This window comes from Photobacterium sp. 270122K (assembly GCF_059941365.1).
This window is the reverse complement of record NZ_JBPOEN010000002.1, coordinates 543,503-567,741: the sequence shown is the minus strand read 5'-3', so window position 1 is coordinate 567,741 and position 24,239 is coordinate 543,503. Positions and strand designations below refer to the sequence as shown.

Here is a 24,239-nt window from a genome sequence, read left to right as displayed (position 1 = left end):
TATTCATCAACTGTCTTTCATTAATTGCTTAAACCAATGTTTATTCTTTAACGTACCATTATTTACGATATTTACGGCATTCGCGTTGTCCGAATCCAACGGCGTTTCACATTGTTCTAATGCCCCGTCGGCCACTCTGTCAGCCGCCCCATCATCACCAAGAATACTTTCATCAGCGGCATAACTATCACGAGCGGAAGAGGCAGCCTCAGACGGTGCTGGCGCATTGTACTGGCGCCGCTTTTTAATGAGTTGCGCATCCAAGTAACGAATGGTCGCCACTTTGCGCTCAATCACTTTATCCAGCACCTCAGTCACATCCTCGAGTGTTTTAAATAGCTTTTCCGTTTCATGTTCCGACCATGTTCGCGACGTTTGGAAGCGAGATCCCCCGTCATTCTGATCGTCCCCCTCTACAGGCCCTAATGCGTTAGCCGTAGACAGCGCACCAGAGAACTCCTCCCCCATTTCCGCCAATACCTGTGTGATCGCCATTTCTGTTACCACTGGCATTTCTTCCAAAAAAGCAAACAGCAATACACGATCCATCAATATATTGATCTTACGAGGGATCCCTGCGGTATGATCACAAATAACCGAAAAAATACCGTCCTCTAACGCCGGATTCCCACACCACCCCACTTGCTGTAAACGGTGCAGCACATACTCTTTCGTTTGATCGCTGTCAAAGGACTGCAAATGGCACGAAGCAATCACTCGCTGACGAAATTGCTCCATATCGGGTCGCGCTAAAATGGCTTTCAACTCTTCTTGCCCTAACAAAAAGCTTTGTAGCAACGGTTTGTCATCTTGCTGGAAGTTTGACAGCATCCGCAACTCTTCCACGGTTTCCGCGGGCAAATTTTGGGCTTCATCCACCAGCAGTAAGACTTGTAACCCTTTGGCATGTAGCGATAAAAAGCACTGCTCTAAACGCTTTAAAATGTCCGCTTTTGTCAGCCCTTCGACAGGAATATCAAATTTTGCCGCGACCAATCGCACCAATTCATCAGGGCTCAAACACGTTGTGGCGATTTGAACGGCAACCACCGAATCATCAAGATTGGCTAACAAATGGCGGGCAATCATGGTTTTTCCTGACCCAATCGGCCCTGTCACCACAATGAACCCCTCCCCGGACGACAAGCCATATTGTAAATATGACGCCGCTTTCTCATGATGCGGGCTGGCAAAGAAAAAACGGGGATCAGGGCTCAGCCTAAACGGTTTATCGGATAGTCCAAAATACGCTTCATACATGATTATAAATCCACACTTAATTCGAGATAGATTCGGTTCTCATCATAGCCATCATCCGGTAACGATGATGACCGCGTGTTATGCTCAACACCGGCGGTCAGCACTACCTCAGGGTTGATGGTATAGCTGCCATCAATAGAGAAGGTCCAATAATGATCATCTTGATCGGGTGTATCGAGGTTTTTAAAATGGTAGTCGCTGTAATCAATAAGGGCTGACACAGTAAACCGGCGCGACAAACGATGATCAGCGGCGAAACTTGCACCATAACCAGACTCGTCCCCCTCATTGTTGGTGGTATTCAGCGCATCCAGCTCAAACCGATAGAGGGAAAAAATAAAGGTTGAACGCCGCGCCTCGAGGGTTGATTGCCAAGTAAGACGTCGCTCTAACGTGGCTTCCGCAATATTGGCACCACTGACAAACGTATTACGGTCAAAATTCGTCACCTCTTCTTCATACGTAATTTCGTTGGTCAACCGACGAGAACGGTGTGACAACAAGAAGAAATACGCATCGCCAAAAGTCCGCTTATCATAAGATGCTCTAAGCAAGGTGCGGGGAGAAGGACGCAAGTAAATCGCCCCCGCCCAAAAGTCTGATTGGTTACCGGTTTCCGTAAAGTTATAACTCAATTCAAAGTACGAGGTTTTCGTCCAAAAATAGCGAAACGCGGGCCCCCAACTGAGCATGTCATCGCTATCCGCGTCGGTGATGCCGGAATAGTTTTCATAGTTCAAACGCACAAACGGTACCCAGCGATAAATCGTTTGAAAACCAATTTCTTCTCGCAGAATAACAAACGATGTATTGGGATCGTCACCCTGACTCTGTTTGTAGTCGTAGGTGCCCTCAATCAACCAAAACATGTCACGCACATTCGGCCCATTGGAAAAACTGAGGCTCGCACCGATGCCATCATAGTTACCAATGTCATCTTCGTTATTGATGACAATCCCAAATATACGGGCACTCAGGTTACTGTCGCTTAGCGGGTTACTCTGATAGCTCAACCCAATTTCAGCTTGTCTACTCTCTATGGTGTCACCCGAGAAAATATCTGCATTGGCATTTTCGTCTATTGCCGCCGCAATATTCTCTATCGATGCCAATGCATCCACACGAAAGCCGTTGCCGATGCCTTTATCTGCTTCAAACTGTAACGTTTGATACAAGGAATTTTCATTGCCGTCATGGCTATAAAATAGCTGGCTAAGCCCATAAGTCAGCAGTAACGCATTACCATCAACGCCTATTACATCGATTCCAACATCGGCATTCACAGTGGTAATTAAACTGCCCTGTCGATCAGAAGCCGTTTGATCAACATTATCGGTAAAGACCAGGCCACTTCCGACACTGGACGACACCGAAACATCAGCAGCCAAAGCCAACGGCGCGAGCAAGCACAATGCCGTCAGCGTAACATTAGTCGGTATTGGTCGTTTTCCCATAGCCATATCCATATCCGTATTGGCTATAATTGCCGTGGGTTGCCTTATTGATGATAAATCCCATCGCTATATCCCGATTGAGCATCGAAACAGCCTCATCAATACTCGACAAGCTGGTTTTTGACTGCTCCACCACAATCATGGCTTGTCCCATAAACTTAGACACAGTGATCGTTTCAATCACGCCTAATAACGGCGGGCAATCGAAAATCATCATGCGATCGCTATAACGGGTCGCCAGCTCCTGCGCCAGCGCCGCCATTTTGTCACTGGATAACAATTCATTACTTAAATGGTGTGCAGCACCCGCCGGTAAAATACGCAGATGCGGTATATTGGTGTCATAGATAACATCTGCAATATCATCCACATCCCCCAACAGGTAATCGATCAAGCCTTTACAAGGTTTAATGCCTAACATGGTAGACACACTCGGCTTCAACACATCAGCATCCACCAGCAAGACCGTTTTATCTTTTTCAGATGCGACACTTAACGCTAAATTCACCGATGTAAACGTCTTCCCCTCATTGGGTGAGGTACTCGATACCATGACCATATTACTGTGCGTAATCGTTTCCGCCGCAGGACCAAATGCGTTATATAAAATCTTATGTTTTATCGAACGATATTCATTGGTCATTTCAGGGTTGGCTTGGTCATTGTCGTGCGAAACCATGCCTTTACGCTTGAGTGCGTCAGTATCAATCGTAAACACAACATCATGACTATCGACATCAGACGCAATGCGCGATTTCCGCTTTTTCACTTGCTTCACTGCCGTCGTCAGTGACGACGAATGCACGGGATCCACTGCTGTATCGGTGTGATTGGTATCGGTCTCGGCTTGTCGCTTGGCCTCTTCCGATGCCATCACACGCCCTATCAGGCTTTTTTTCTTCGTCGCTTTCTGTCGCCCTTTATGGAATGCCTTTTGAATGGTATTCATAATAGCTCCTTCGCTTGCAGTACCTGCTCATGAATGGAAGGCGTTATATTGATGACAATGAAGGCCACAAACAGCATGCCTAATGCACCGCACAGCGCGACATAGCGAATAACCTGTTTACGTTTGGCCTGCTTCAATCCAGACACCTCTGTGGCAGAAACCACACCAAAAACAGGCACCTCCGTGTGTTTGAACAGCTGCGTTGGCGAAATAACCACAGGCCAAATTTGGCTGGCTAAAAAGGCCAGACACACACCCGCACCCAATGACAAAATCAGAACAATGGTTAAAAACAAAGGACGCATCGGCCCAGATGGCTCTCTGGGTAACAACGGCGGATCAATGATACGGAACGAAATCTGATCAGCAGAATCACCAATGTTTTGCGAAATCATCGCGGATTCACGGCGTGACAACAGCATGTCATACTGGCTTTTCGTCACGTCATAATTGCGCATCATGTGCGTCAATTGTGCTTCCACTGCCGGCAAGTCACTCAGTTTTTTCTCTATAAACGTAATTTTCGTCACTAAGCCTTCTTCGCGCACCACCAACGAAGCGACTTGGTTTTCTAGCTCGCTGACAATCAACTTCATTTCTTGCAGCACCACATTGTCGTTATCGACATTGGTGCCTTGCGCAATGACCGTACTTTTAAGCTGCTGTAATTCCACAATTTGGCGACGTGTTTCACGCACATCCGGATGCTTTTCAGTAAATCGGAACAGTAAGGCATCAAGGCGAGCCTTCAGCACATCGAGTCGATCATCGTATTCCGTCCGATTATTTCGCCCTTGACGTCTTATCTCCATCATTTCACGATTAAGCTGATCACGCGCAGATGCTAAACGTGATCTCGCCTCTTGCAGCTCTAAACGGGTCGTTTCCAGTGTGCGCTTTAACTCCTCCGCCATGCTGAAATAACCGCTTTCAGAGCCAGGCATATAACCGGCATTGGTACGCTTAAAATTGGCGAGTTTCGCTTCCGCATCGATCAGACGCTCTTCATACACCGTAAGCTGCGTTTCAATGAAGACATTGGCTTGTTCCGTATCGTCCTTTTTCTGCCCCACCGCATTTTCGACAAATACATCCAACGAAGCCTGCACGACATCTCTCACAAATTTGGGGTCTTCTCCTGAATAACTAATTTTGAAAAGGTTTTCCTTCCCTGCTGAACTGATTTTTATTTTAGACTTCAGGTTATCAAGTGCATCTTCGTAATCATCTTGCGTCTTCGCTTTGACATCGGCATCGGTATAACGAGCGATGGTTTCTAAGTTTTTACGGCTAAGCAGCGTTTTTACCATCAAACGCAGTTCTTGAGAGGGATCGTTATCAATGGCGATCCCCTGCAGCAGAGGTTGCAAAATGGTACGGGTATCCGCATATACCCGCGCGTTGGAGGTATATTGGTTGGACATCAATGTCACCGCAATCCAACCTAACGGGCAAAGAAGCCAAGCCGTAATGATAATCCAGCGACGGCGATGCCAAATGCCATAGAGATAATGCAGCAGCAGCTCTAACTGTTCCTTCATGCCTTAGTCTCCTCTAAAACCAAGCTTCCGGAATAATAATGATGTCGCCGGGCAAGATATCGATGTTGGCGTAAATATCACCGTCTCGGACTAAATCGGCCATCTTGAGATTAAACTGCTTTTGCTGGCCGTTGATCACGCGGATGAGGCGTGCATCATTGCCATCGGCATATTCTGTTAGCCCGCCCACTTCGACCATCACATCCAGTAACGTCATATTTTCTCGGTAGTTAATTGCTTGCGGCGAAGAGGCCTCACCAATAACACGCACCTGCTCACTGTAAGGCCCGACAAAACCAGAGATCATCACACTCACAATCGGGTCGCGCACATATTCGGATAATTGCGCTTCAAGGCTACGCGCCAAATCTGTCGGTGTGCGGCCAGAGGCGGGAAGATCATCCACCAAAGACGTTGAAATCATGCCATCGGGACGTACGACGTAACTGCCCGATATTTCAGGGTTACCCCAGACAAAAATGGACAGGCTATCACCAGGGCCAATTAAGTATTTGTAATCATTTATATTTTTTGTAAGTGATGACTGCGGCGTTGCCGATGGCAAAAGCGGTAAATCATTCGAGCTACAGCCTGACATCGCCATCACTAATGCCACGCATGCACATGTTACATACTTCACTTTAACAGCCTGTTCATTCATATCCATATCCACCCTGCGCCGTTACCCTTGAGTTCTCGAGTGCTCACTAATAACCATTTGAAGCATTTACTGTTATATGACTAATTTGTGGTACTAATTTAACTATATATGATTTTTTTATTTTGCAGATTTTTTCTACTCATCAATAATTCAGGAAGTACCTAACGAAATAAAATCAGCATCAATATAAATAGGGATCGTTTATGGCAAACTCGCGTTTTCACGATTTAAACTTGAGTAACGCAACACTCATTGTCACTGATATTGTGATTTTGGCTGCGATCTATTTTTTTGCTTCTCACTATTTATCAAGTATTTACCCGTCACCGCCTGCTGCATTTGATCTGAGAACCGTCGTTCATCTGTTTTTCTTTACCTTTCCAATACAACTGACATTATTGGCGGTCGGGCTCTACAATGAAAAGTTACGTGAGAATTTTCGTGGGGTCACCATACGCATCACCGTGGCGATCATCTTGGCCTATTTACTGACATTCACCCTGGCTATTTTTATTCCGCACCTTACTTTGGCCGGATTCAGTAAAGAAATCATGTACGCCACAGCCTTGCTGGTATTAGTCGTCGCCCGCTATGTGGCCATTACGAACAATTATGAGCACATCGGCCGTCGCCGCGTGGTGCTGCTTGGACACGGCAAAAGGGCGCAACTCATCAACACCAGTATGCGTCGCAAAGCAGACCGCGTGCATTGTGAAATTGTCGGCTATATCAATGTACCGGGCGATCATTGTGAAGCACCAGACAATATCCCGCTTCTCTCGCTGAAACAGCCACTGGAAGAATATGTTCGTGAAGAAAGCATTGATGAAATCGTCATTGCCGTCGACGAACGCCGGGGTAACTTACCCATTGAAAGCTTATTCAAATGCAAAATGCAACGCGTTCTTATCACGGATGTGATTGATTTTATTGAACGAGAAACGGGCCAAATTGCCGTTAATCATATTCATCCCTCGTTTGTTATCTACAACAACAATGCCTCCGGAAACACACTATCCGCATTGTTTAGTTGGCTGTTCAACAGCTTGATTGCCGTTATTATTCTATCTGTCAGTTGGCCGCTGATTATTGCCGCGTTTATTGGTATTAAACTTGAGGATGGCCTATTTGCACCAGTGTTGTACTCACAAAAAAGAGTGGGATTACAAGGCAAAATATTTTCCATTTATAAATTCAGAAGCATGCGGATTGATGCAGAAAAGCATGGTGCGCAAATGGCCGCGAAAGCTGATAACCGTATCACCAAGGTAGGCCACATCCTGCGAAAATACCGCATTGATGAACTCCCTCAATTGGTTAACGTATTGCGCGGCGACATGTGCTTTGTCGGACCTCGTCCGGAACGCCCTTTGTTTTCCGACCAATTTACCAATGACATTCCCTTTTATTCTCACCGCCATGATGTAAAACCGGGCTTAACCGGTTGGGCGCAACTCAAATACCCTTACGGGGATGGATTGGATGATGCCATTGAAAAACTGAAATTTGATCTCTACTACATCAAGCATCGCAGTCTACGATTGGACTTACTGATCCTCATTAGAACATCGGAAATTGTGCTCTTCGGTAAAGGACGCTGATTATGGAAAACCCGGTAACGCCGACACAACCATCGCCAGCCAAGGTGCATGCGATGACCAATGCCATGACCATTGATGTCGAGGACTATTTTCATGTTTCGGCATTATCCTCTGTGGTTAAACGGCAAGATTGGGGCACCACTTATCCTCTGCGGGTAGAAGCCAGCACCTACCGCATCTTGCAAATTCTGGCGCAGCACGACACCAAAGCCACCTTCTTCGTATTGGGTTGGGTGGCAGAAGCGTGTCCACAACTGATCAAAGACATTGCCAAGGCCGGCCATGAGGTGGCCTGTCACGGGTTCGCCCACCAGCGGGCCAACCAACAGACTCAAGCGGTATTTCACGATGATGTCGCCAAATCAAAAGCCTTACTGGAATCCCTGACGGGTCAACGAGTCTATGGATACCGCGCCCCCAGTTTCTCTATCGATGAGTCCAACCCTTGGGCGTTTGAAACGTTAGCTGAACTCGGGTTTGTTTACTCCAGCAGCACCTATCCGGTTAAGCATGATCTCTACGGTGTGCCTGATTGGCCACGTTTTAAATACCGCCGCCCAGAAGGGGTGATAGAGGTACCGATCCCCACGTTGACGCAATGGGGGCGCAACATTCCCATTGGCGGCGGAGGCTATTTTCGGTTCTACCCCTATTTGCTAAGCCGTCACTTAATAAAAACGTATCTCGAGCGAACGGGGCAGCCCTACAGTTTCTATTTTCACCCTTGGGAAATCGACCCTGATCAACCCAGAGTCACGGGAATATCCCGAAAGTCACAATTTAGGCATTACCTCAATTTAGATCGAATGGAGCAGCGCTTAACGCGGTTATTGCAAGATTTCAACTGGCATTCAATGAATCACGTTTATCAACTCTATGGGCATGACAATCATGGACAATCTGACAATACGGAAATTATCAAAGCACCAACACCCAGCGTGGGACACGTACGTTGATCACCATCCGGATGGCAGTTTTTTCCACCTATCGGGTTGGCTTGATGTCATCCATTCGGTCTTCGGCCACCAACACCACTATTTACTGGCCGAACAAGATGATGCGCTTGTCGGTGTACTGCCTTTATTTGAACAAAAAAGTTGGTTATTTGGCCACGCGCTCATTTCTACGCCCTTTTGTGTGTATGGCGGCGCCCTGACAGATAGCCCATCCGTCAGAGAAAAATTAGAAGAAGCCGCTTATGAGTTAGGCTGCAAACTGAACGTTGATTACGTCGAGTTACGCGATAAACATCCAGTCGAGAATACGGGTCCATGGATTACACACAGCCATCACACCGCTTTTCAGTGTGCGCTGCCTGCTGAGTCGGATGCCATTCTCACCACCATAAAGCGTAAACAGCGTGCGGTGATCCGGCATTCACAAAAAAACGATCTGCAATGGGACAACAGCGACAACCCCCAAGGCTGTTTTGATTTATACGCCGAAAGTGTACGTAATCTTGGCACGCCTGTGTTTTCCGATAAATTATTTTCAGCATTGAAAAAGACGTTCGGGGAGCGCTGTGAAACGCTGATCATCCACGACAAAGCGAATCAGCCAGTGTCTGGCGTGTTGAGTTTTTACTACAAGAACCAAGTGTTGCCCTATTACGGCGGTGGGAAGCATGAAGCCCGCGATCTGAAAAGTAATGATTTTATGTACTTTCAACTGATGCACATCGCACAACAGAAAGGCATGACGTCATTCGACTTCGGCCGCAGCAAAGTGGATTCCGGCGCCTACAAGTACAAAAAGCATTGGGGAATGGAAGAAATCCCGCTGCACTACCGCATCGCACTCGTGAAAGCGAAGGCGTTGCCGAACTTGTCACCCAACAATCCTAAATACAAATATTTCATCCAAGCCTGGCAAAAGCTCCCTCTCAGCGTGAGTCGACACCTGGGTCCATTTCTGTCTAAGTACTTAGGATAAGCCTATGAAAGAGCCACTCCTTTACCTTTGTCATCGTATCCCCTTTCCCCCCAATAAAGGGGATAAGATCACGACGTACAATGTCCTGAAATACTTGCAGCAACATTATGACATTCACTTAGGGTGCTTTGTCGATGATGCTTTTGATACGCGCTATCAAGACGATGTGGCCCAATTTTGTGTCAGCAGCCATTGTATCCCCTTGTCACGTGCTTACAGCAAGCTCAAAGGGCTGACAGCCTTACTGAAAGGCGATCCCATTACACTGCCCTTTTACGCGCGGCAAGCCATGCAGCAATGGGTCGATCGCACCTTGGCGCAATACAATATTCGTAAAGCATTTGTGTATTCAGGGTGCATGGCGCAATACGTCATCTCCCACTCTGCCCACCTGCATACGGTGATGCATTTCGCCGATATCGACTCCGATAAATGGCGGCAGTATGCTTTAAAATCACACGGGATCATGAAGGCCATTTACCAGCGTGAACACAAAACGTTGGAAGAGTACGAAATCGCGGTGGCTCATGCCCTCAATGTCAGTTGCTTTGTCACGCAGACAGAAACGGATGCGTTCAAAGCCCTGCTCGAACCGCGGGTACAAGGCAAAATCATGCCGCTGGAAAACGGCCTCGACAGCGACTATTTCTCTCCTTCTGCGAACACCACGCTCGGTGAATCTTACCCGCTGGAAAGCGATAACTACATTGTGTTCACAGGCGCAATGGACTATTGGGCCAATGCCGATGCGGTCACTTGGTTTACCCAACAAGTGTGGCCTTTAGTGACCCAAACATTGCCGGAAGCCAAATTGTATCTGGTGGGCAGCTCCCCAGGGCCAGACGTTGAAGCCTTAGCGCAGCAAGACAGTGTCATCGTGACAGGACGAGTGGAAGACGTTCGACCGTATTTGCAACACGCCAAAGCCGCTATCGCGCCCATGCAAATTGCCCGAGGTGTGCAAAACAAACTGCTGGAAGCCATGGCAATGGCTAAACCCATCATTGTTTCACCGCTCACCATTGAAGGAATGGAAGACTACCCAACGGAACACCTCGCCATTGCCGATGCCCCCGAAGATATCGCTCGCTGGTTGATTAACAAATTACAGGCACCCGCGATTGAGGCGCATTCGTCACGCGAATGGATTGAACAACACTATAGTTGGGAAGCCAAATTGAAACCGCTGCTCGGTTACCTCAATCCCCCGCCCATTGGGGAGGTGACGGTATGATACGAAACAGAACCACGTTAATGTTGATCCCCATGTTCTGTTGGGGATTGATTTTCTACAGCAGTGTGATCGATATGGTCACTGTATGGAGTCAATCCAAAACCTATGAGCACTGCTTTTTGATCTTGCCGATTTTTTTCTGGCTGGTCTGGCAAAAACGTCATGCCTTACAAGAACAACCGCAAGACATTGCTCTGGTTCCCATCATATTGATCCCTCTACCGGGCTTGCTCTGGCTGGTTGGCAAAACGGCGAGTGTCAGCCTGTTTGAACACGCTGCGGCTATATTCAGTTTACAGTTGCTGATTTGGGCACTGCTCGGTACCGCTCGCGCCAAGCAAATTTGGTTTCCCATTTGTTATTTAGTGTTCTGTATTCCCTTTGGTGAAGAACTGGTACCGGCGCTGCAAGATATTACTGCCGATCTGTCCATGATCATGCTGTCATTATCAGGCATTGCCGCTTATCGCGATGGACTCTACATTACTATCCCGAATGGGCAATTTGTGGTGGCAGAAGCCTGTTCAGGCATCCGATTTTTGATTTCCAGTTTGGCGCTGGGCACCCTCTTTGCGTACCTACAGTTCACTAAGCTCTGGAAGCGTGTCGCGTTCGTGGGCTTTTCGTTTATTTTTCCCATCATTGCAAACGGCATTCGCGCCTACGGTATTATTGTCATTGGTTATTTAAGTGACATGAAACATGCGACGGGGGCAGATCACTTAGTATACGGGTGGCTGTTCTTTAGTATCGTGATTGTCTGTATCTTTATGACCGCCAGTTTTTTTGCCGATCCTCCCGAAGCAACGTCTCAACATGCGGTATCTAACAACGCGCAAAGTCAACACAACAGCAAGTCTATCGGGCTCTTGTCGGCCTTGCTTGTGTGTATTGCGCTTTGGGGCCAAAGCATTCAACAGCCTACCGCTCAAGTGGACGATACCTCCGCTTTATTGGCTGAAACGCTGGTCACGAAAGATCACCTTCCTCGTGCCTACTGGGGGATCCAATTCCCCTATTCCAGCCATGATAAACTCGCCACCAATGAAAACGGCGACACCTATTTTTACACCGCTCGCTATGCCCTCAATCAAACCCAGGGCGAGCTAATCAGCAGTGAAAATAGCCTGTATGACAAGGAATCCTGGTCGCTTCATTCTACCCAACATCTTCCTTTGGATAACAATACAGACGCAACAACCCTCTCGCTAATCGACCAAAATGGTCGAACGATGGAAGTGATCTACTGGTATTGCATCAATGATTTTTGTACTAGCGATCCTTTAGCACTAAAACTGTATAAGGCAGGGCATCTTATTACCGGTGGTGATGGGTATGCCGATGTGTTTGCGATTGCGAGCCGAAAAGGCGCACAAGCACAGCATTATGCCAAACGCTGGCAACAAGCCGCGAAACGCACGGCGGAGTAACCGCAACATACGGATCAATGCTATCGGCTATCGCGTCAAGGAGGAATACCATGTGTGGCATTTCAGGCATTTTCAACCTACATTGCTCTCAGCCCATCGATGGTGAGTTACTGAAGCGCATTAACCGACTACAACAACATCGCGGCCCAGACGATGAAGGCTACTATGTGGATCCCCATGTGGCACTCGCCCATCGACGCCTCTCTATTATCGATCTATCCGGCGGCCACCAACCGCTATTTAACGAAGATAACAGCGTGGTCGTGGTGTTTAACGGGGAAATTTACAACTTCCGTGAATTGGCCGATGAACTGAAGGCACTAGGACACCAATTTCGCACCTTAAGTGATACCGAAGTGATTGTGCACGCTTGGGAAGCATGGGGGGAAGACTGTGTCCGCCGCTTCAGGGGGATGTTTGCGTTTGCCGTCTGGGATAGCAATACCCGTACCCTCTTTCTTGGGCGTGATCGGCTGGGCAAGAAGCCCCTGTTTTACACAGTTACCGAACAGGGGCAATGTGTGTTTGCCTCTGAACTAAAAGTGCTTATCGGTCATCCGGCAGTGAATAAACAGCTACGCCCTGAAATGGCGGAAGAGTTTTTCATGTATGGCTATATCCCCGACCCATTCAGTGCTTATCAGCATATTTTCAAACTGGAGGCTGGGCACACTATGACCCTGCACCCCAACAGCACGGTTGCCTCCACACAATATTGGGATTTAACGACGCCCTCTCACATACTCAGTTGGGAAGACACCCAGCAATCACTGGTCGAAAAACTCAGAGAAGCGGTCAACATACGTTTAATGGCGGATGTTCCACTCGGGGCCTTTTTATCTGGCGGGGTAGATTCCAGTGCCATTGTTGCACTGATGGCTGAACTGCAATCCACCCCCGTCAACACCTGCTCGATTGGGTTTGATGAACGTGACTTTGATGAAAGCACCTACGCGCAACAAGTCGCAGAACGCCATCACACGCATCATTGGCAAGAAATAGCCAGTCCGCATGATGTCAGCCTGATTGATAAATTGGCTGACATTTATGATGAACCCTACGCAGACAGTTCAGCCCTGCCAACTTACAAAGTGTGTCAGCTCGCCCGTCAGCAGGTAAAGGTCGCGCTATCTGGGGATGGGGGGGATGAAATTTTCGGCGGCTATCGTCGTCATCGCATGCACCTTGCCGAACAACGATTGCGTAACGCCATCCCGCAGCCTATTCGTAAACCCTTATTCGGCACCCTTGGTTGCCTTTACCCCAAAGCCGATTGGGCACCACAGCCTTTGCGCGCGAAAACGACGTTTCAATCATTAGCGATGGACATGGTGGAAGGCTATGCCAGCAGTGTTTCAAAAATCCGTGCCGCAGAACGGCATAAACTCTTCAGTCCGGCGTATAACCGACAATTAAACGGCTATAACGGCATCGATATTTTACATCAGCATGCCAAACATTTACCAACGGATGACCCACTCAAGCAGATCCAATATTTGGATTTTAAAACCTGGCTGCCTGGCGATATTCTCACGAAAGTCGACCGAGCCAGCATGGCGCATGGCCTCGAGGTTCGCGCCCCTTTGCTCGATCATGAATTCATTGAGTGGGCCTACAGCATCAATAGCCGCAACAACATCAAAGGCAACGAGGGTAAGTACGCCTTCAAAAAATCGCTTGAAGGCCGCGTTAGCGATGACATTCTGTATCGACCCAAAATGGGCTTTGGCATGCCCATTGCGCACTGGTTTCGGACAACGCTACAACCCAGCCTGCACCAAAACGTCCTGTCTGAGGCCATGTGTGACAGCGGATTCTTTAATGTGGATTGGCTAAAAAAAATGGTGCATGACCACCAGCACGGTTATCGCGATCACGGCGTCTCTCTCTGGTGCTTACTGATGTTTTCTCAATTTATGGTGAGGCAATAAGTATGCGATTACTCACAATCACCACGTTATACCCCAATACTAACGATACGAAGCACGGTATCTTTGTGGAAAATCGGCTTCGCCATCTGCAAAAGCACCACCCGGATGTTGAGTGCACCGTCATTGCGCCAGTACCTTGGTTTCCGTCCAGTCACCCGCGCTTTGGGGAATATGCCCGTTATGCCAATGTGCCACAAAAAGAAACCCGGCATGGCATCACGATTTATCACCCTCGTTATTTGGTTATTCCCAAAGTCGGGATGCAATTGCAGCCCATGACACTTCACCATTGCATCCTCAAACAGGTTCGCGCCCTGTTACAACAAGGGGAGCAATTTGACTGTATTGATGGGCACTATTTTTATCCTGAAGGGGTCGCCGTGGAAAAAGTGGCTGCACAGGTCAACCTGCCGTTTACCATGACAGCACGCGGCACCGATATAAATCTTATCCCGTCTTTCCCTCGCCCCCTTCGGCAGATACAGCAGGTATTTAGACACAGTCATCATAATCTGGCGGTGTGCGAAGCCTTACGGCAAACCATGATATTGCACGGCGCCAATCCAGCCTCGACCACCACGGCCCGCAATGGCGTAGATTTAGCGTTATTTCCGTTTGTCGATCACCACCAACAACGCACATTACGCACTGAATTAAACTTGCCCGTTGATCGCCCTCTCTTTATTTCCGTTGGCTGGCTCATTGAACGAAAAGGGCACCATTTGGTGATTGAGGCCATGCAGTCTCACCCTGATGCCATGTTACTGATCGCTGGCACCGGCCCCAATGAAAAAGCCTTGAAACAGCAAGCTCAGCAGCAAGGAATAGACGATCGTATTCGCTTTCTTGGCGGGGTCGACCAACCTACCTTGGCCCGCTATTTTGCCGCGTGCGACCTCTCCATTCTGGCGTCAGACCGAGAAGGCTGGGCCAATGTATTGTTAGAGTCGATGGCCTGTGGCACACCCGTGGTCGCCACCAATATTTGGGGCACACCGGAAGTGGTTAACTGCCCAGAAGCCGGTGTGTTGGTTGAACGTGATGCAGCCAGTTTGGCCAAGGGCATCAAAACACTATTACATCAACGCCCCAATCGCCAAGCGACGCGCCATCATGCAGAACGGTATTCTTGGGAGGATACCGCCCACTTGCTCTATCACCTTTTTGAACAAATCATAGTCTCCAGGACGCCCTCATCATCAGCGGCACCGCACGCCACGGCTCCTTCAACGCATAAGGATATGGCCTCATGAAAATTCTTTATCACCATCGTGTTGCATCACGAGATGGTCAGTTTGTTCACATCGAAGCCATCATTCACGCCTTACGACAACAAGGCCATGAAGTGATCGTGGTTTCACCAGAGATCAGTGAGAATACGGATTTTGGAGATAATGGCGGCTGGGTGTCCACATTGCGCCGTCGGTTACCTGGTGCAGTGGCGGAGCTGTTGGAATTTGGCTATAGCCTGTATGATTTTATTGCGTTATATCGCGCCATTAAACAGCATCAACCTGACGCCATTTACGAGCGTTATAACCTCTTTTTACCCTCCGGCATTTGGGCAAAAACCTGGTTTAATCTCCCCTTAATCCTTGAGGTCAATTCCCCGTTATTCCAAGAGCGTCACGATTACACGGGCATTCATCTACCCATGTTAGCGCGCTGGTCGGAATACTATACGTGGCGTAACGCCGATCATGTTTTGCCCGTCAGCCATGTGCTTGCGGGGTACTTGTATGATGCAGGGGTGCCCACCTCTCGCGTGACCGTGATCCCCAATGGTATTGACACGGCACACTTCCATCCTGACTTAGTGGCCCCTCGGATGGCGGAATTTGACGGAAAAACCGTCATTGGCTTTGTCGGTTTTTGTCGGGAATGGCACCGCTTAGATGCGGTTATGGCGCGTATCGCCGCATTAAATGACCCGACCATCCAGTTACTGATCATTGGTGACGGCCCTGTACTCGACGATCTCAAAGCGCAAGCCAAAGCCCTTCGTATCACCGCACAAACCCATATCACCGGCTTGGTGCCTCGCGATGCCATGCCTCAATGGCTGGCGCAAATTGACATTGCCTTGCAACCGGCAGTCACCCCTTGGTGCTCTCCCTTAAAACTCATCGAATATTTGGCGGCAGGGAAAGCCATTGTGGCGCCGGATGCCGATAACATCAAAGAGCTGCTCACCGATGATCACAACGCCTTGTTGTTTAAAAATGGCGACATGGAAAGCATGCTAGATGCCATCGAGGTGCTGATCACCTCTCTAGCATTGCGCGACCGTCTACGTCAACAAGCCAGCCAAACCATTCAAGATAAGCAGTTAACCTGGGACAGTAACGGCCAAAAGATCGTCCACTTGCTGACACAGGCATGCACGAAATCCGCGATCACGATTGAGCAACGCTCATAAGGATGCATCATGACCCAATCAGTGGTTCACATTGTTCACGGCTTTCACATTGGTGGATTGGAAAAATTAATCGTTAACTGTATCAACAAGATGGGCGAACAGTATCAGCACACCATTATCAGCCTGACGACCGCCGGTGATGATATTGTTCAGCAACTGCTCTACCCTGTCACGGTGATAGCATTGCATAAACCGGCCGGTAACAGTGTGCGGTTATATCCAACGATCTACCGCCACCTCCGCCAAATCCAACCCGATATCGTACAAACTTATAACCTTGCCACTATTGAATACCAATGCGTGGCAGCGGCGGCGCGTGTCCCTGTGCGTATTCATGCCGAACATGGCCGTGACACCTACGACCCTTTTGGTAAAGTCAAAAAATACCGCTACCTCCGCCGACTGTGCGCCAGTGTCATTCATCGCGTGGTGGCCGTCTCTGATGATCTTTACCAATGGCTCGCCCACGATGTGGGCATACCGAAAAAGAAACTCATTCTGATCCGTAATGGGATCAATACCGATCACTTTCAGCCGGCGATGCCGTTAGCCGACCCCGTGCTTGAACATGAGCATGAGCATGAGCATGAGCATGAGCATAAAAATGTCACGACGTTCCCCCCGACATTTACTTTTGGGCATGTCGCCAGGCTGCAAAGTGTTAAAAACCAGCAACTGCTCATTGGCGCTTATCAGGAAGCATGTCGCCACAGCCCTACGTTTGCCCAAGACACCCAATTAGTGTTGGTGGGCGATGGCGATCAACGGCCTTATTTAGAACAACTCGTGGCGCAATCTCCCCCTGGCACGCACATCCATTTCGCCGGTAGCCAAACCGACATGCGAGAGCAATATGCCCGTTTTGATGCCTTTGTGTTGTCCTCTATTGCTGAAGGGATACCACTGACGTTATTGGAGTCAATGTCGATGGGTATTCCTCACATCGTGACCAATGTGGGGGGAATTGGTGAAGTGATCGTCGAAGGCTGCACCGGTACCGGCGTGCCCTCTGAAAACCAAGATGCCCTAACAACGGCACTGTTGGAGTTTTATCATCAGAAAAATCAATTACCAAATATGGGTGCCTCAGCTCGCCGCCGGATAGAGCAAGACTTCAGTGAACGCAACATGGTGGAAGCGTATAAATCGCTTTACCACGCTTAGTATCAATGGGCCCGATGCCCTGCCCTTATTACCCAATATCAAAACCAATAAAAACCAAAGCCAACAACTTGTCGGCTTTGGTTTTTCAGCTTCGGTGATCAATAGCGCTATTATCAATGCCGTTCATGCATCACATTATCGTGTTGCTTGAAATATTCATTCGCCAACATGTAGTCATCAAAGATACCGATATCAATAAAGTAACTGTCTGACTTCTGACTGACTACCTCAAGAGATCGTGCTGCCGCTCCCTCAAGAAACGCTTTTTCAAACGAGAACGTCTGCAATGGGCTCGACGAAAACTCACTGCCACGCAGCAAATAAATCCCCGCATTGATGTAACCCGACGTACTGCGCTTTTTCTCTAAAAAGCCAATCACACGGCCTTCTTGATCCAACTGGGTTGTGCCATAGCGACTGGTGTTATGGAGATATTTAATGACCATCACGATATTGGCATCTGCCAACTGTCGGCGCATCCCGCTCAAATCAAATTCACAGTAACTGTCACCGTTCACGACCAGCAAGGTTTTCTCTTCGAGTTGGCATTGGCGCACCGCATTCACAATCGCGCCCCCCGTCCCTAGTGGTTCATCTTCCACACTATACTCGATGGCAACACCGCGGTATGAGGCACCAAAATAACGCTCAATCACATCCCGCAAGTAGGACACAGCAAGCACAATGCGTGATACATTTTGCTCGACTAAATTATCTAACACGCGCTCAATGAAAGGCCGGCCAGCCACATCCACCATAGGCTTCGGCTGGGATTTCGTCATATCCCCTAACCGCGTGCCGAGCCCACCACAAAGTACGATGGCAACAATGTCATCCTGTGTAGCCATTGAAATACTCCTTCTCCACATAACCACAAATCATGTGGCCAATCAGAATATGGGACTCTTGGATACGAGGCGTATCGGATGATGGCACAGCAATGCACAAATCACTGGCATGTTGTATTTCACCACCTTGTCCCGCTAACCCGACAGCCGTGATCCCATGCTCACGCGCATACGCCATGGCCTTGAGAATGTTAGGTGAATTGCCCGATGTGGTAATACCAATGAAAATATCCCCCGGCTGGCCACTGGCTTGCAACTGCCGTTCAAACAACTTCTCGAACCCGTAGTCGTTCCCTATCGCCGTGAGCACCGAGGTGTCGGTGGTTAATGCCATCGACGGTAAACCGGGGCGGTCAAAGTTAAATCGACTAACAAACTCCGCCGCAATATGTTGCGCATCGGCAGCACTGCCCCCGTTACCCGCCAAAATCACTTTATTTCCACGCTTATAGGCCGCTAAACAGAGATCCGCGACTTCCCCGATGGTCGCCATCACTTCAGGGGATTCCACCAACCGTTGTTTCACCGCAATCGACTGAACAATGCTTTGCTGAAAATACGTTAAACTTTCCATGATTGGGTTCCTTCTTGGGTAAATTTAAACGGATGGACCGTCCCTTCTAAATCCTCTAGCGCATTTTCAACCGCGATACGTTTCAGTGGATCCACAAAAAGCATCATAAATCCGCCGCCACCTGCCCCTGAGATTTTCAGCGACGTCGCCCCCGCACTCATGGCACGATCTTCAATTTGCTCAATCAAAGGCGTTGATATCGCAGGCGATGTGGCTTTTTTGGCCACCCATGACTCCTGAAATAAATGCGACATACCGGATATATCGGAATGCAATAATCGCTCTTTCATCTCAAACGCCAATTGCTTCACCTCATGCATGGCCTGCAAGGGTTTCTCTGTATTCCCCGATGTGGTTTTTACCTGATCATCAATGATTTTCGCTGATGAACGAGACACGCCGGTAAAATATAATAACAACTGGGTTTCCAACTCATTCAAAATGGATCGGCGGATCCGTAACGGATTCACCAACACTTTATTTTCATCGTAAAATTCCATGAAATTGAAGCCACCAAACGTAGTGGCATATTGGTCCTGCTTCCCGCCAGAGAGTTGGCAATCAACCCGTTCAATGTCATACGCCAGACGCGCAATGTCATATTCACCCAACGGTAAATTCAGCAATTTTTGATAAGCGCTGATCATGGTGACAACCATGGTCGATGAGGAGCCCAGTCCACTCCCTGGGGGAGCATCGCAGTGGGTATAGACTTTGAGTGATAACGGGTTGCCATCGTTATATTCAGAAATAACACGGTTATAAACCGCTTTGTGCAATAATAATCGACCGTCTAATGGCAATTGTCCCGTTAAATCAGAATGGAAATGTTCATCAATATCTTGCGCATAAAAGGAGACGCCTTCAATAGTATCATCCATTTCAATGGTACAGTGGGCATACATGTCAATGGTCGCATTGAGCACGCACCCCCCGTATTTATCACAGTAAGGGGACAAATCGGTCCCTCCGCCTGCTAATCCTAATCTCAGTGGTGAACGTGAGCGTACAATCATTGACAAGTCCTCTGTCAGTGTTAAATAAATGACAAGACCACAAAAAATTACAACAACTATTTTAGAGTGGTAGAGCAAATCCATTTATGCAAGAAAATGTCTAGTGATAGCGAGTACGGGTTTATTCATCCTTGAATACAACAAACCCGCCCTTTTATCCCGCATGCTGAGGTTGCTTTAACGCTGGCTTAGATGCCGGGGCGCGATTTTTTTCTTTTTTGATTTCATCGAGTGACTCTCGCATCGATAAATCCAATGCAATCGCGACGGCAATAAACGACCAACACGCTTCCGCATAAGGTAGCGACAACGCGGCGCCTGACACACAATACGCCACAATGGATAATTTCAGCATACCTGCAAGGTTGTATTGCCATCGCAGTCGCTCAAGATCTTTTACTTTTCGCATAATATTACTTAACGTGAAATACGCGACGCTAATGACCCCCAGGAAGAGGCCTAAACCCAAGAAGCCATGATCCCCAAGCACCTGGAAATAGATACTGTGTGCTGCCCACCCTTTTTCGCCGGGTTCAGGGGATTCAATGAAGGATAACTTGTCAAAATCCCCCGCCACCGAACGCCAAACATAGCCAAACTGCATCGAGCGGAATCCGCCCCCTACCATAGGGCGCTCTATGGCCATTAACGTGTACATTTTCCACGCTTTCACCCGAATCATAAACGATCCATCTTCTTCCGCATTTTCTATTGTATTCATGCGGTTGAACCACTTTTCAGGTAAAAATTGTAGGGCAAGAAGCGTTAATACGCCAAACCCGATCAACGTCAGTATTTTCCGTTTACTCTTGATCCAGAAGAACCCACCCACACACGTTAACCCGATAAATCCGCCTCGCGATTGGGTGCCCAATACCGCTAAGACGCACAAAATCAAGATGGTGATAAGACCAATGCGGTACAGTTTCTGCTTGTATTGTCCCAAGAGATAAACCACGACAGGCATCACCATACAAAGGGCTAATGCAAAGTGATTATTGTCAGATAAAATATTATTACTTGGTCCCTTTATGTGGTGTCCCCCTGCCGTGGCCATAAATTTAAGCCCTTCGACAACCCCCATAAATCCCAATGAGAATACATATGCCATCAATAAGTAGTTGAAGTGATTTCTTGATTTAATAATCAAAAACATAAACAACATCATTAATATTGTTTTAGAGAACTTAACCCACTCATTAAACACATAGTCTGGATCGGCCACCGTAAACACCGTTGTCAGTGTAACGTGGGCGAAGAACAGAAAAAATACAATCAATAACGGCGTTGACCGTAACGCACGCTTATCCGGTGAGGCCACGTACATAATAAAGGTCAATAACACAAAGAGGCTATTGAAACTGATACCCGCAGCAAAACCATGCAACCAGTATTTAGGGACAAAAAGTCCCGTCCACAACCATAGCGTTACCGCGACATAAGGCTTACGCAGCGCTAAAATAACCAAACAGACAATGACAAGTACAAATACGAGGTCTCTCATTCGTTATCATCCTTATCATCATCTTTTATCGACAAATAAGTCACTAGGATGAAAGCGATCAAGGCAACTAAAAAGAGAATAGATTCCATTCAATTCTCCTTTTGAAGTTTTATACTGATTTTTTTATGGAGATACGTATAGGTAAAATCACAGCATTCCCAGTAATAGACAAATTTTTTCCGAAACATGTATGCCAATAAACCGAACATGCCAATGTACAATATAATCCCAGCCAGTATCGCAAAGACTAATTGTGCAATGGCGTTATCCATCGACATCACCACTTCATGTGCACCCAAATACATCACGACACTCGCCGCCAATGGAATCGCGAACAGGGATAACAAATCAAACACGGAGATATTCAAGATCCGGTAATTCAGAAACAGTAACCACCCTAAAAAGCCGACCCCGACCCACATTCTTAACTCGGCTAATTCTTGTACGGTGGATGAACGGTGCAGCATAAATACCGTGGCGATCACAACAATGGCGATAATGTCGGATAACATCAAAACGCCCAATTTCTTTTTCACGGTTAACGCGGTATTGATCAATCCGTGCGTGGCCATCACAATCATCAAACATGAGATGCTCACAATCAGGGCCTCAGCATCCTGCCATTCATCGCCCAAAATAATATCGGTAAAAGGTCCGGCGATGGCCATCATGCCAAAAGCGCAGGGAATCACGATCAGCAAATTTAAACTCATCTGCTTCAATAATCGGTACTGAAACATTAATGGGTTGTCATGCAACTTGGCTAAAACGGCAAATAATCCCCGGTTAATTGGGCCAACGATTTCGACATAAGATAGCCAAGCAAATTCCGTCGATACATTGTAGACACCCACACTGCGGGTACCGACAATGTTGCCGAGAATCAACACATCGATACGGGAACGCAAGTAACCAAAAATAGATGAAAAATACAGCCATTTTGAGAAGTTCCACTGCTTGTGCCAATAACGGCATGACAACTTTGGCCAATAGGGGCACATGACATAGCCCAGTATAATCTCCGTGGTATTGAGGGCTATCACCCCAATGATCAGCGCCCAGTAGGACTGTAAATAAATGGCCAAGCTGATAGAAACCACCGTACCCACGGTTTTGGCAATCATGGTATTAACCAGCAGCAATTTAAAATTATAATTTTTTTCCTCTACATCAAGCGCCACATTACGCAGCCCCAATAACAAGGGAATAAAAGAGGTCGCCCGTATCACATCTCCCATCGCCGCATTATTGACATAATCAGCGATGAGATCGGCAGAACAAAATAAGGTAACGGACGCCACACCTTTCAGTACCAACCCTAACGTCCATACACTGTCCAATTCCCGTTTTGACATCTTGCCCTGTGTGATGACAAATTTATTGGTTCCCATGTGGGAAAAGGCTTCAAATAACGACACAAAAAAAGTGGCCAGCGCGGCGATACCGAAATCTTCTGTCCCCAGTAATTTCAGTAAGATAAGCGTATTAACGAGACCGATACCTCGGCTATACCAATTACAGATCAATGCCCATTTAGCACTGTGCATCAGCCCGTCGTGATCGGATATTGCCATTCATCTTCCCTATTGATTGGTGTCATTCATACCGATGGGTAGGGCCACTGATCTCATGCCAGATCCTGCATGGCTTGCGTCGCAATACGCCGATATGTGCCTCTCTGGTATCGACACGTCCCCATAAAATGAATCAGTGATGCTTCATCGTGCGGGTGCTCTGTAGGGGGAAACATAAACGTCTGATATTTCGGCCAAGGCAAGACATGGGCTCCTTTCGCCGACGAGACGATCACATTGGAAGCAACTTGTTCTGATCCCCACGTGTTCCATTTATCTTCGCCTAACGCCTGAGTCATCTGCGCGGAAAATTGCCTCAACATCGGCAAATATTGAGTCCCCGCAGGCAAACCAACAAACGCGGCACACCCCCGAAAATACGAGGCGGTCGTCTGTTGAAAAAGCGGTAGACCCGAAAACTCTTGCTCTGAGCGCCCTTGAATATGGCACTCTCCCCAATGTTTGGCGATCGAGGACATCTCATTGATTGACAGTGCGACAGACCATTCTGGGGATCCCAATAAAAAGGCATCATTGTGCGCAATGGCCACCAGCACTTCAGCCATATCGCCATTCACCACAATGTCAGCATCCAATTGGATCACGTAGTGATCTTCCGCCAAGGTTAACAACGTCACCAGACGCTCCCAACAGTTCCCCCTAGGCAACCCAGTCATATCCACATCGGCATATTCATGAATCACTACGTGCGGCAAGTGATGCTGTAGCGTTGCCCTGTCGCCGGTTGTTAATGATCCATCATTTAAGATGTGCACTTGTGACACAGGACAGCGCAGTAAAAGCGTTTTAACTGCCACCAAATAGTCATTCACTACCCGATGCCCAATCATAGAAAACACCAAGACTGGCGTTTCCGACTGACACGTTGCCGGTTCAGAGTGAAGAATTTTGACCAACTGTTTGTCACAAAATACTTTACCGACTGTGCGCGTTATTTTGTCAATCCAATGGTGCATCATGCCGCCCTCCATGCCACTGACGCACAGATGGAAAACATCAAATTAGCGTCATTTTTAAGCATGGCACAAAACAAAAAAACACCATAATGCAACGCCTCATATTATGGGGCATTGGTATATATTTGTTAGATGGCGTGTAATCCGCGCGCTTGTTTCTTGCAGAGATA

General features: G+C 47.8%; 20 protein-coding genes. 9 read left to right on the top strand and 11 right to left on the bottom strand.

Going from position 1 to position 24,239, the window contains the following annotated elements; genetic code table 11:
- Positions 1 to 6 precede the first annotated feature (6 nt).
- From ACSF8W_RS05660 to ACSF8W_RS05640, 5 genes are read right to left on the bottom strand one after another with little or no spacing between them, the layout of a single operon-like run.
- Entirely contained in the window at positions 7 to 1,260 is a 1,254-nt protein-coding gene (locus tag ACSF8W_RS05660; protein WP_500845799.1) for an XrtA/PEP-CTERM system-associated ATPase, read from the bottom strand.
- Positions 1,261 to 1,262: 2 nt separating this feature from the next.
- Positions 1,263 to 2,714 (bottom strand): TIGR03016 family PEP-CTERM system-associated outer membrane protein, encoded by a 1,452-nt coding sequence (locus ACSF8W_RS05655; protein ID WP_500845797.1) that lies wholly within the window; start codon positions 2,712 to 2,714, stop codon positions 1,263 to 1,265.
- The gene (locus ACSF8W_RS05650; protein WP_500845795.1) at positions 2,689 to 3,663 is read right to left on the bottom strand and encodes an XrtA-associated tyrosine autokinase; all 975 of its coding nucleotides are present in this window, start codon (positions 3,661 to 3,663) and stop codon (positions 2,689 to 2,691) included. The genes ACSF8W_RS05655 and ACSF8W_RS05650 overlap by 26 nt, the downstream gene beginning before the upstream one ends.
- Complete coding sequence (locus ACSF8W_RS05645; RefSeq protein ID WP_500845793.1) at positions 3,660 to 5,204, bottom strand: XrtA system polysaccharide chain length determinant; 1,545 nt, start codon at positions 5,202 to 5,204, stop codon at positions 3,660 to 3,662. The genes ACSF8W_RS05650 and ACSF8W_RS05645 overlap by 4 nt, the downstream gene beginning before the upstream one ends.
- Positions 5,205 to 5,217: 13 nt before the next feature.
- Entirely contained in the window at positions 5,218 to 5,871 is a 654-nt protein-coding gene (locus ACSF8W_RS05640) for an XrtA/PEP-CTERM system exopolysaccharide export protein (RefSeq protein ID WP_500845791.1), read from the bottom strand.
- A gap of 197 nt (positions 5,872 to 6,068) precedes the next feature.
- Here ACSF8W_RS05640 and ACSF8W_RS05635 point away from each other — a divergent pair, with 197 nt between their 5' ends.
- The 9 genes from ACSF8W_RS05635 to ACSF8W_RS05595 are packed head-to-tail and all read left to right on the top strand — an operon-like array spanning position 6,069 to position 17,576.
- On the top strand, positions 6,069 to 7,466 hold the full coding sequence (locus ACSF8W_RS05635; protein ID WP_500845789.1) for a TIGR03013 family XrtA/PEP-CTERM system glycosyltransferase: 1,398 nt from the start codon (positions 6,069 to 6,071) through the stop codon (positions 7,464 to 7,466).
- A gap of 2 nt (positions 7,467 to 7,468) precedes the next feature.
- On the top strand, positions 7,469 to 8,422 hold the full coding sequence (locus ACSF8W_RS05630; protein ID WP_500845787.1) for an XrtA system polysaccharide deacetylase: 954 nt from the start codon (positions 7,469 to 7,471) through the stop codon (positions 8,420 to 8,422).
- On the top strand, positions 8,358 to 9,398 hold the full coding sequence (locus tag ACSF8W_RS05625; RefSeq protein ID WP_500845785.1) for a FemAB family XrtA/PEP-CTERM system-associated protein: 1,041 nt from the start codon (positions 8,358 to 8,360) through the stop codon (positions 9,396 to 9,398). The genes ACSF8W_RS05630 and ACSF8W_RS05625 overlap by 65 nt, the downstream gene beginning before the upstream one ends.
- Positions 9,399 to 9,402: 4 nt before the next feature.
- The gene (locus ACSF8W_RS05620) at positions 9,403 to 10,632 is read left to right on the top strand and encodes a TIGR03087 family PEP-CTERM/XrtA system glycosyltransferase (RefSeq protein ID WP_500845783.1); all 1,230 of its coding nucleotides are present in this window, start codon (positions 9,403 to 9,405) and stop codon (positions 10,630 to 10,632) included.
- Positions 10,629 to 12,062: an exosortase A gene (gene xrtA / locus ACSF8W_RS05615; protein WP_500845781.1), complete on the top strand. Its 1,434-nt coding sequence runs from the start codon at positions 10,629 to 10,631 to the stop codon at positions 12,060 to 12,062. Before ACSF8W_RS05620 ends, xrtA begins: the two co-directional genes overlap by 4 nt.
- A gap of 50 nt (positions 12,063 to 12,112) precedes the next feature.
- Positions 12,113 to 13,993 carry an XrtA/PEP-CTERM system amidotransferase gene (locus tag ACSF8W_RS05610; protein WP_500845779.1) on the top strand — a complete coding sequence of 627 codons (1,881 nt, stop codon included), beginning with the start codon at positions 12,113 to 12,115 and terminating at the stop codon, positions 13,991 to 13,993.
- Positions 13,994 to 13,995: 2 nt separating this feature from the next.
- Entirely contained in the window at positions 13,996 to 15,246 is a 1,251-nt protein-coding gene (locus tag ACSF8W_RS05605; protein WP_500845778.1) for a glycosyltransferase, read from the top strand.
- Entirely contained in the window at positions 15,243 to 16,412 is a 1,170-nt protein-coding gene (locus tag ACSF8W_RS05600; protein ID WP_500845776.1) for a glycosyltransferase family 4 protein, read from the top strand. The genes ACSF8W_RS05605 and ACSF8W_RS05600 overlap by 4 nt, the downstream gene beginning before the upstream one ends.
- Positions 16,413 to 16,421: 9 nt before the next feature.
- A complete protein-coding gene (locus tag ACSF8W_RS05595) occupies positions 16,422 to 17,576 on the top strand; it encodes a glycosyltransferase (protein ID WP_500845774.1) in 1,155 nt (384 codons plus the stop codon).
- Positions 17,577 to 17,689: 113 nt separating this feature from the next.
- On the opposite strand, the gene ACSF8W_RS05590 is transcribed toward ACSF8W_RS05595, so the two are convergent.
- The 6 genes from ACSF8W_RS05590 to ACSF8W_RS05565 all read right to left on the bottom strand — a co-directional run bounded on the left by ACSF8W_RS05590 (position 17,690) and on the right by ACSF8W_RS05565 (position 24,072).
- On the bottom strand, positions 17,690 to 18,424 hold the full coding sequence (locus ACSF8W_RS05590; protein ID WP_500845772.1) for a nucleotidyltransferase family protein: 735 nt from the start codon (positions 18,422 to 18,424) through the stop codon (positions 17,690 to 17,692).
- Entirely contained in the window at positions 18,408 to 18,998 is a 591-nt protein-coding gene (locus tag ACSF8W_RS05585; RefSeq protein WP_500845771.1) for a D-sedoheptulose 7-phosphate isomerase, read from the bottom strand. Before ACSF8W_RS05585 ends, ACSF8W_RS05590 begins: the two co-directional genes overlap by 17 nt.
- A complete protein-coding gene (locus tag ACSF8W_RS05580; protein ID WP_500845769.1) occupies positions 18,986 to 20,014 on the bottom strand; it encodes a GHMP family kinase ATP-binding protein in 1,029 nt (342 codons plus the stop codon). Before ACSF8W_RS05580 ends, ACSF8W_RS05585 begins: the two co-directional genes overlap by 13 nt.
- A 154-nt stretch (positions 20,015 to 20,168) precedes the next feature.
- Positions 20,169 to 21,518, bottom strand: a complete 1,350-nt coding sequence (locus ACSF8W_RS05575; protein WP_500845767.1) for a putative O-glycosylation ligase, exosortase A system-associated — start codon at positions 21,516 to 21,518, stop codon at positions 20,169 to 20,171.
- Between the two features lie 89 nt (positions 21,519 to 21,607).
- Complete coding sequence (locus ACSF8W_RS05570) at positions 21,608 to 23,092, bottom strand: oligosaccharide flippase family protein (protein ID WP_500845765.1); 1,485 nt, start codon at positions 23,090 to 23,092, stop codon at positions 21,608 to 21,610.
- Between the two features lie 53 nt (positions 23,093 to 23,145).
- Positions 23,146 to 24,072 (bottom strand): hypothetical protein, encoded by a 927-nt coding sequence (locus ACSF8W_RS05565; RefSeq protein ID WP_500845763.1) that lies wholly within the window; start codon positions 24,070 to 24,072, stop codon positions 23,146 to 23,148.
- Positions 24,073 to 24,239 lie beyond the last annotated feature (167 nt).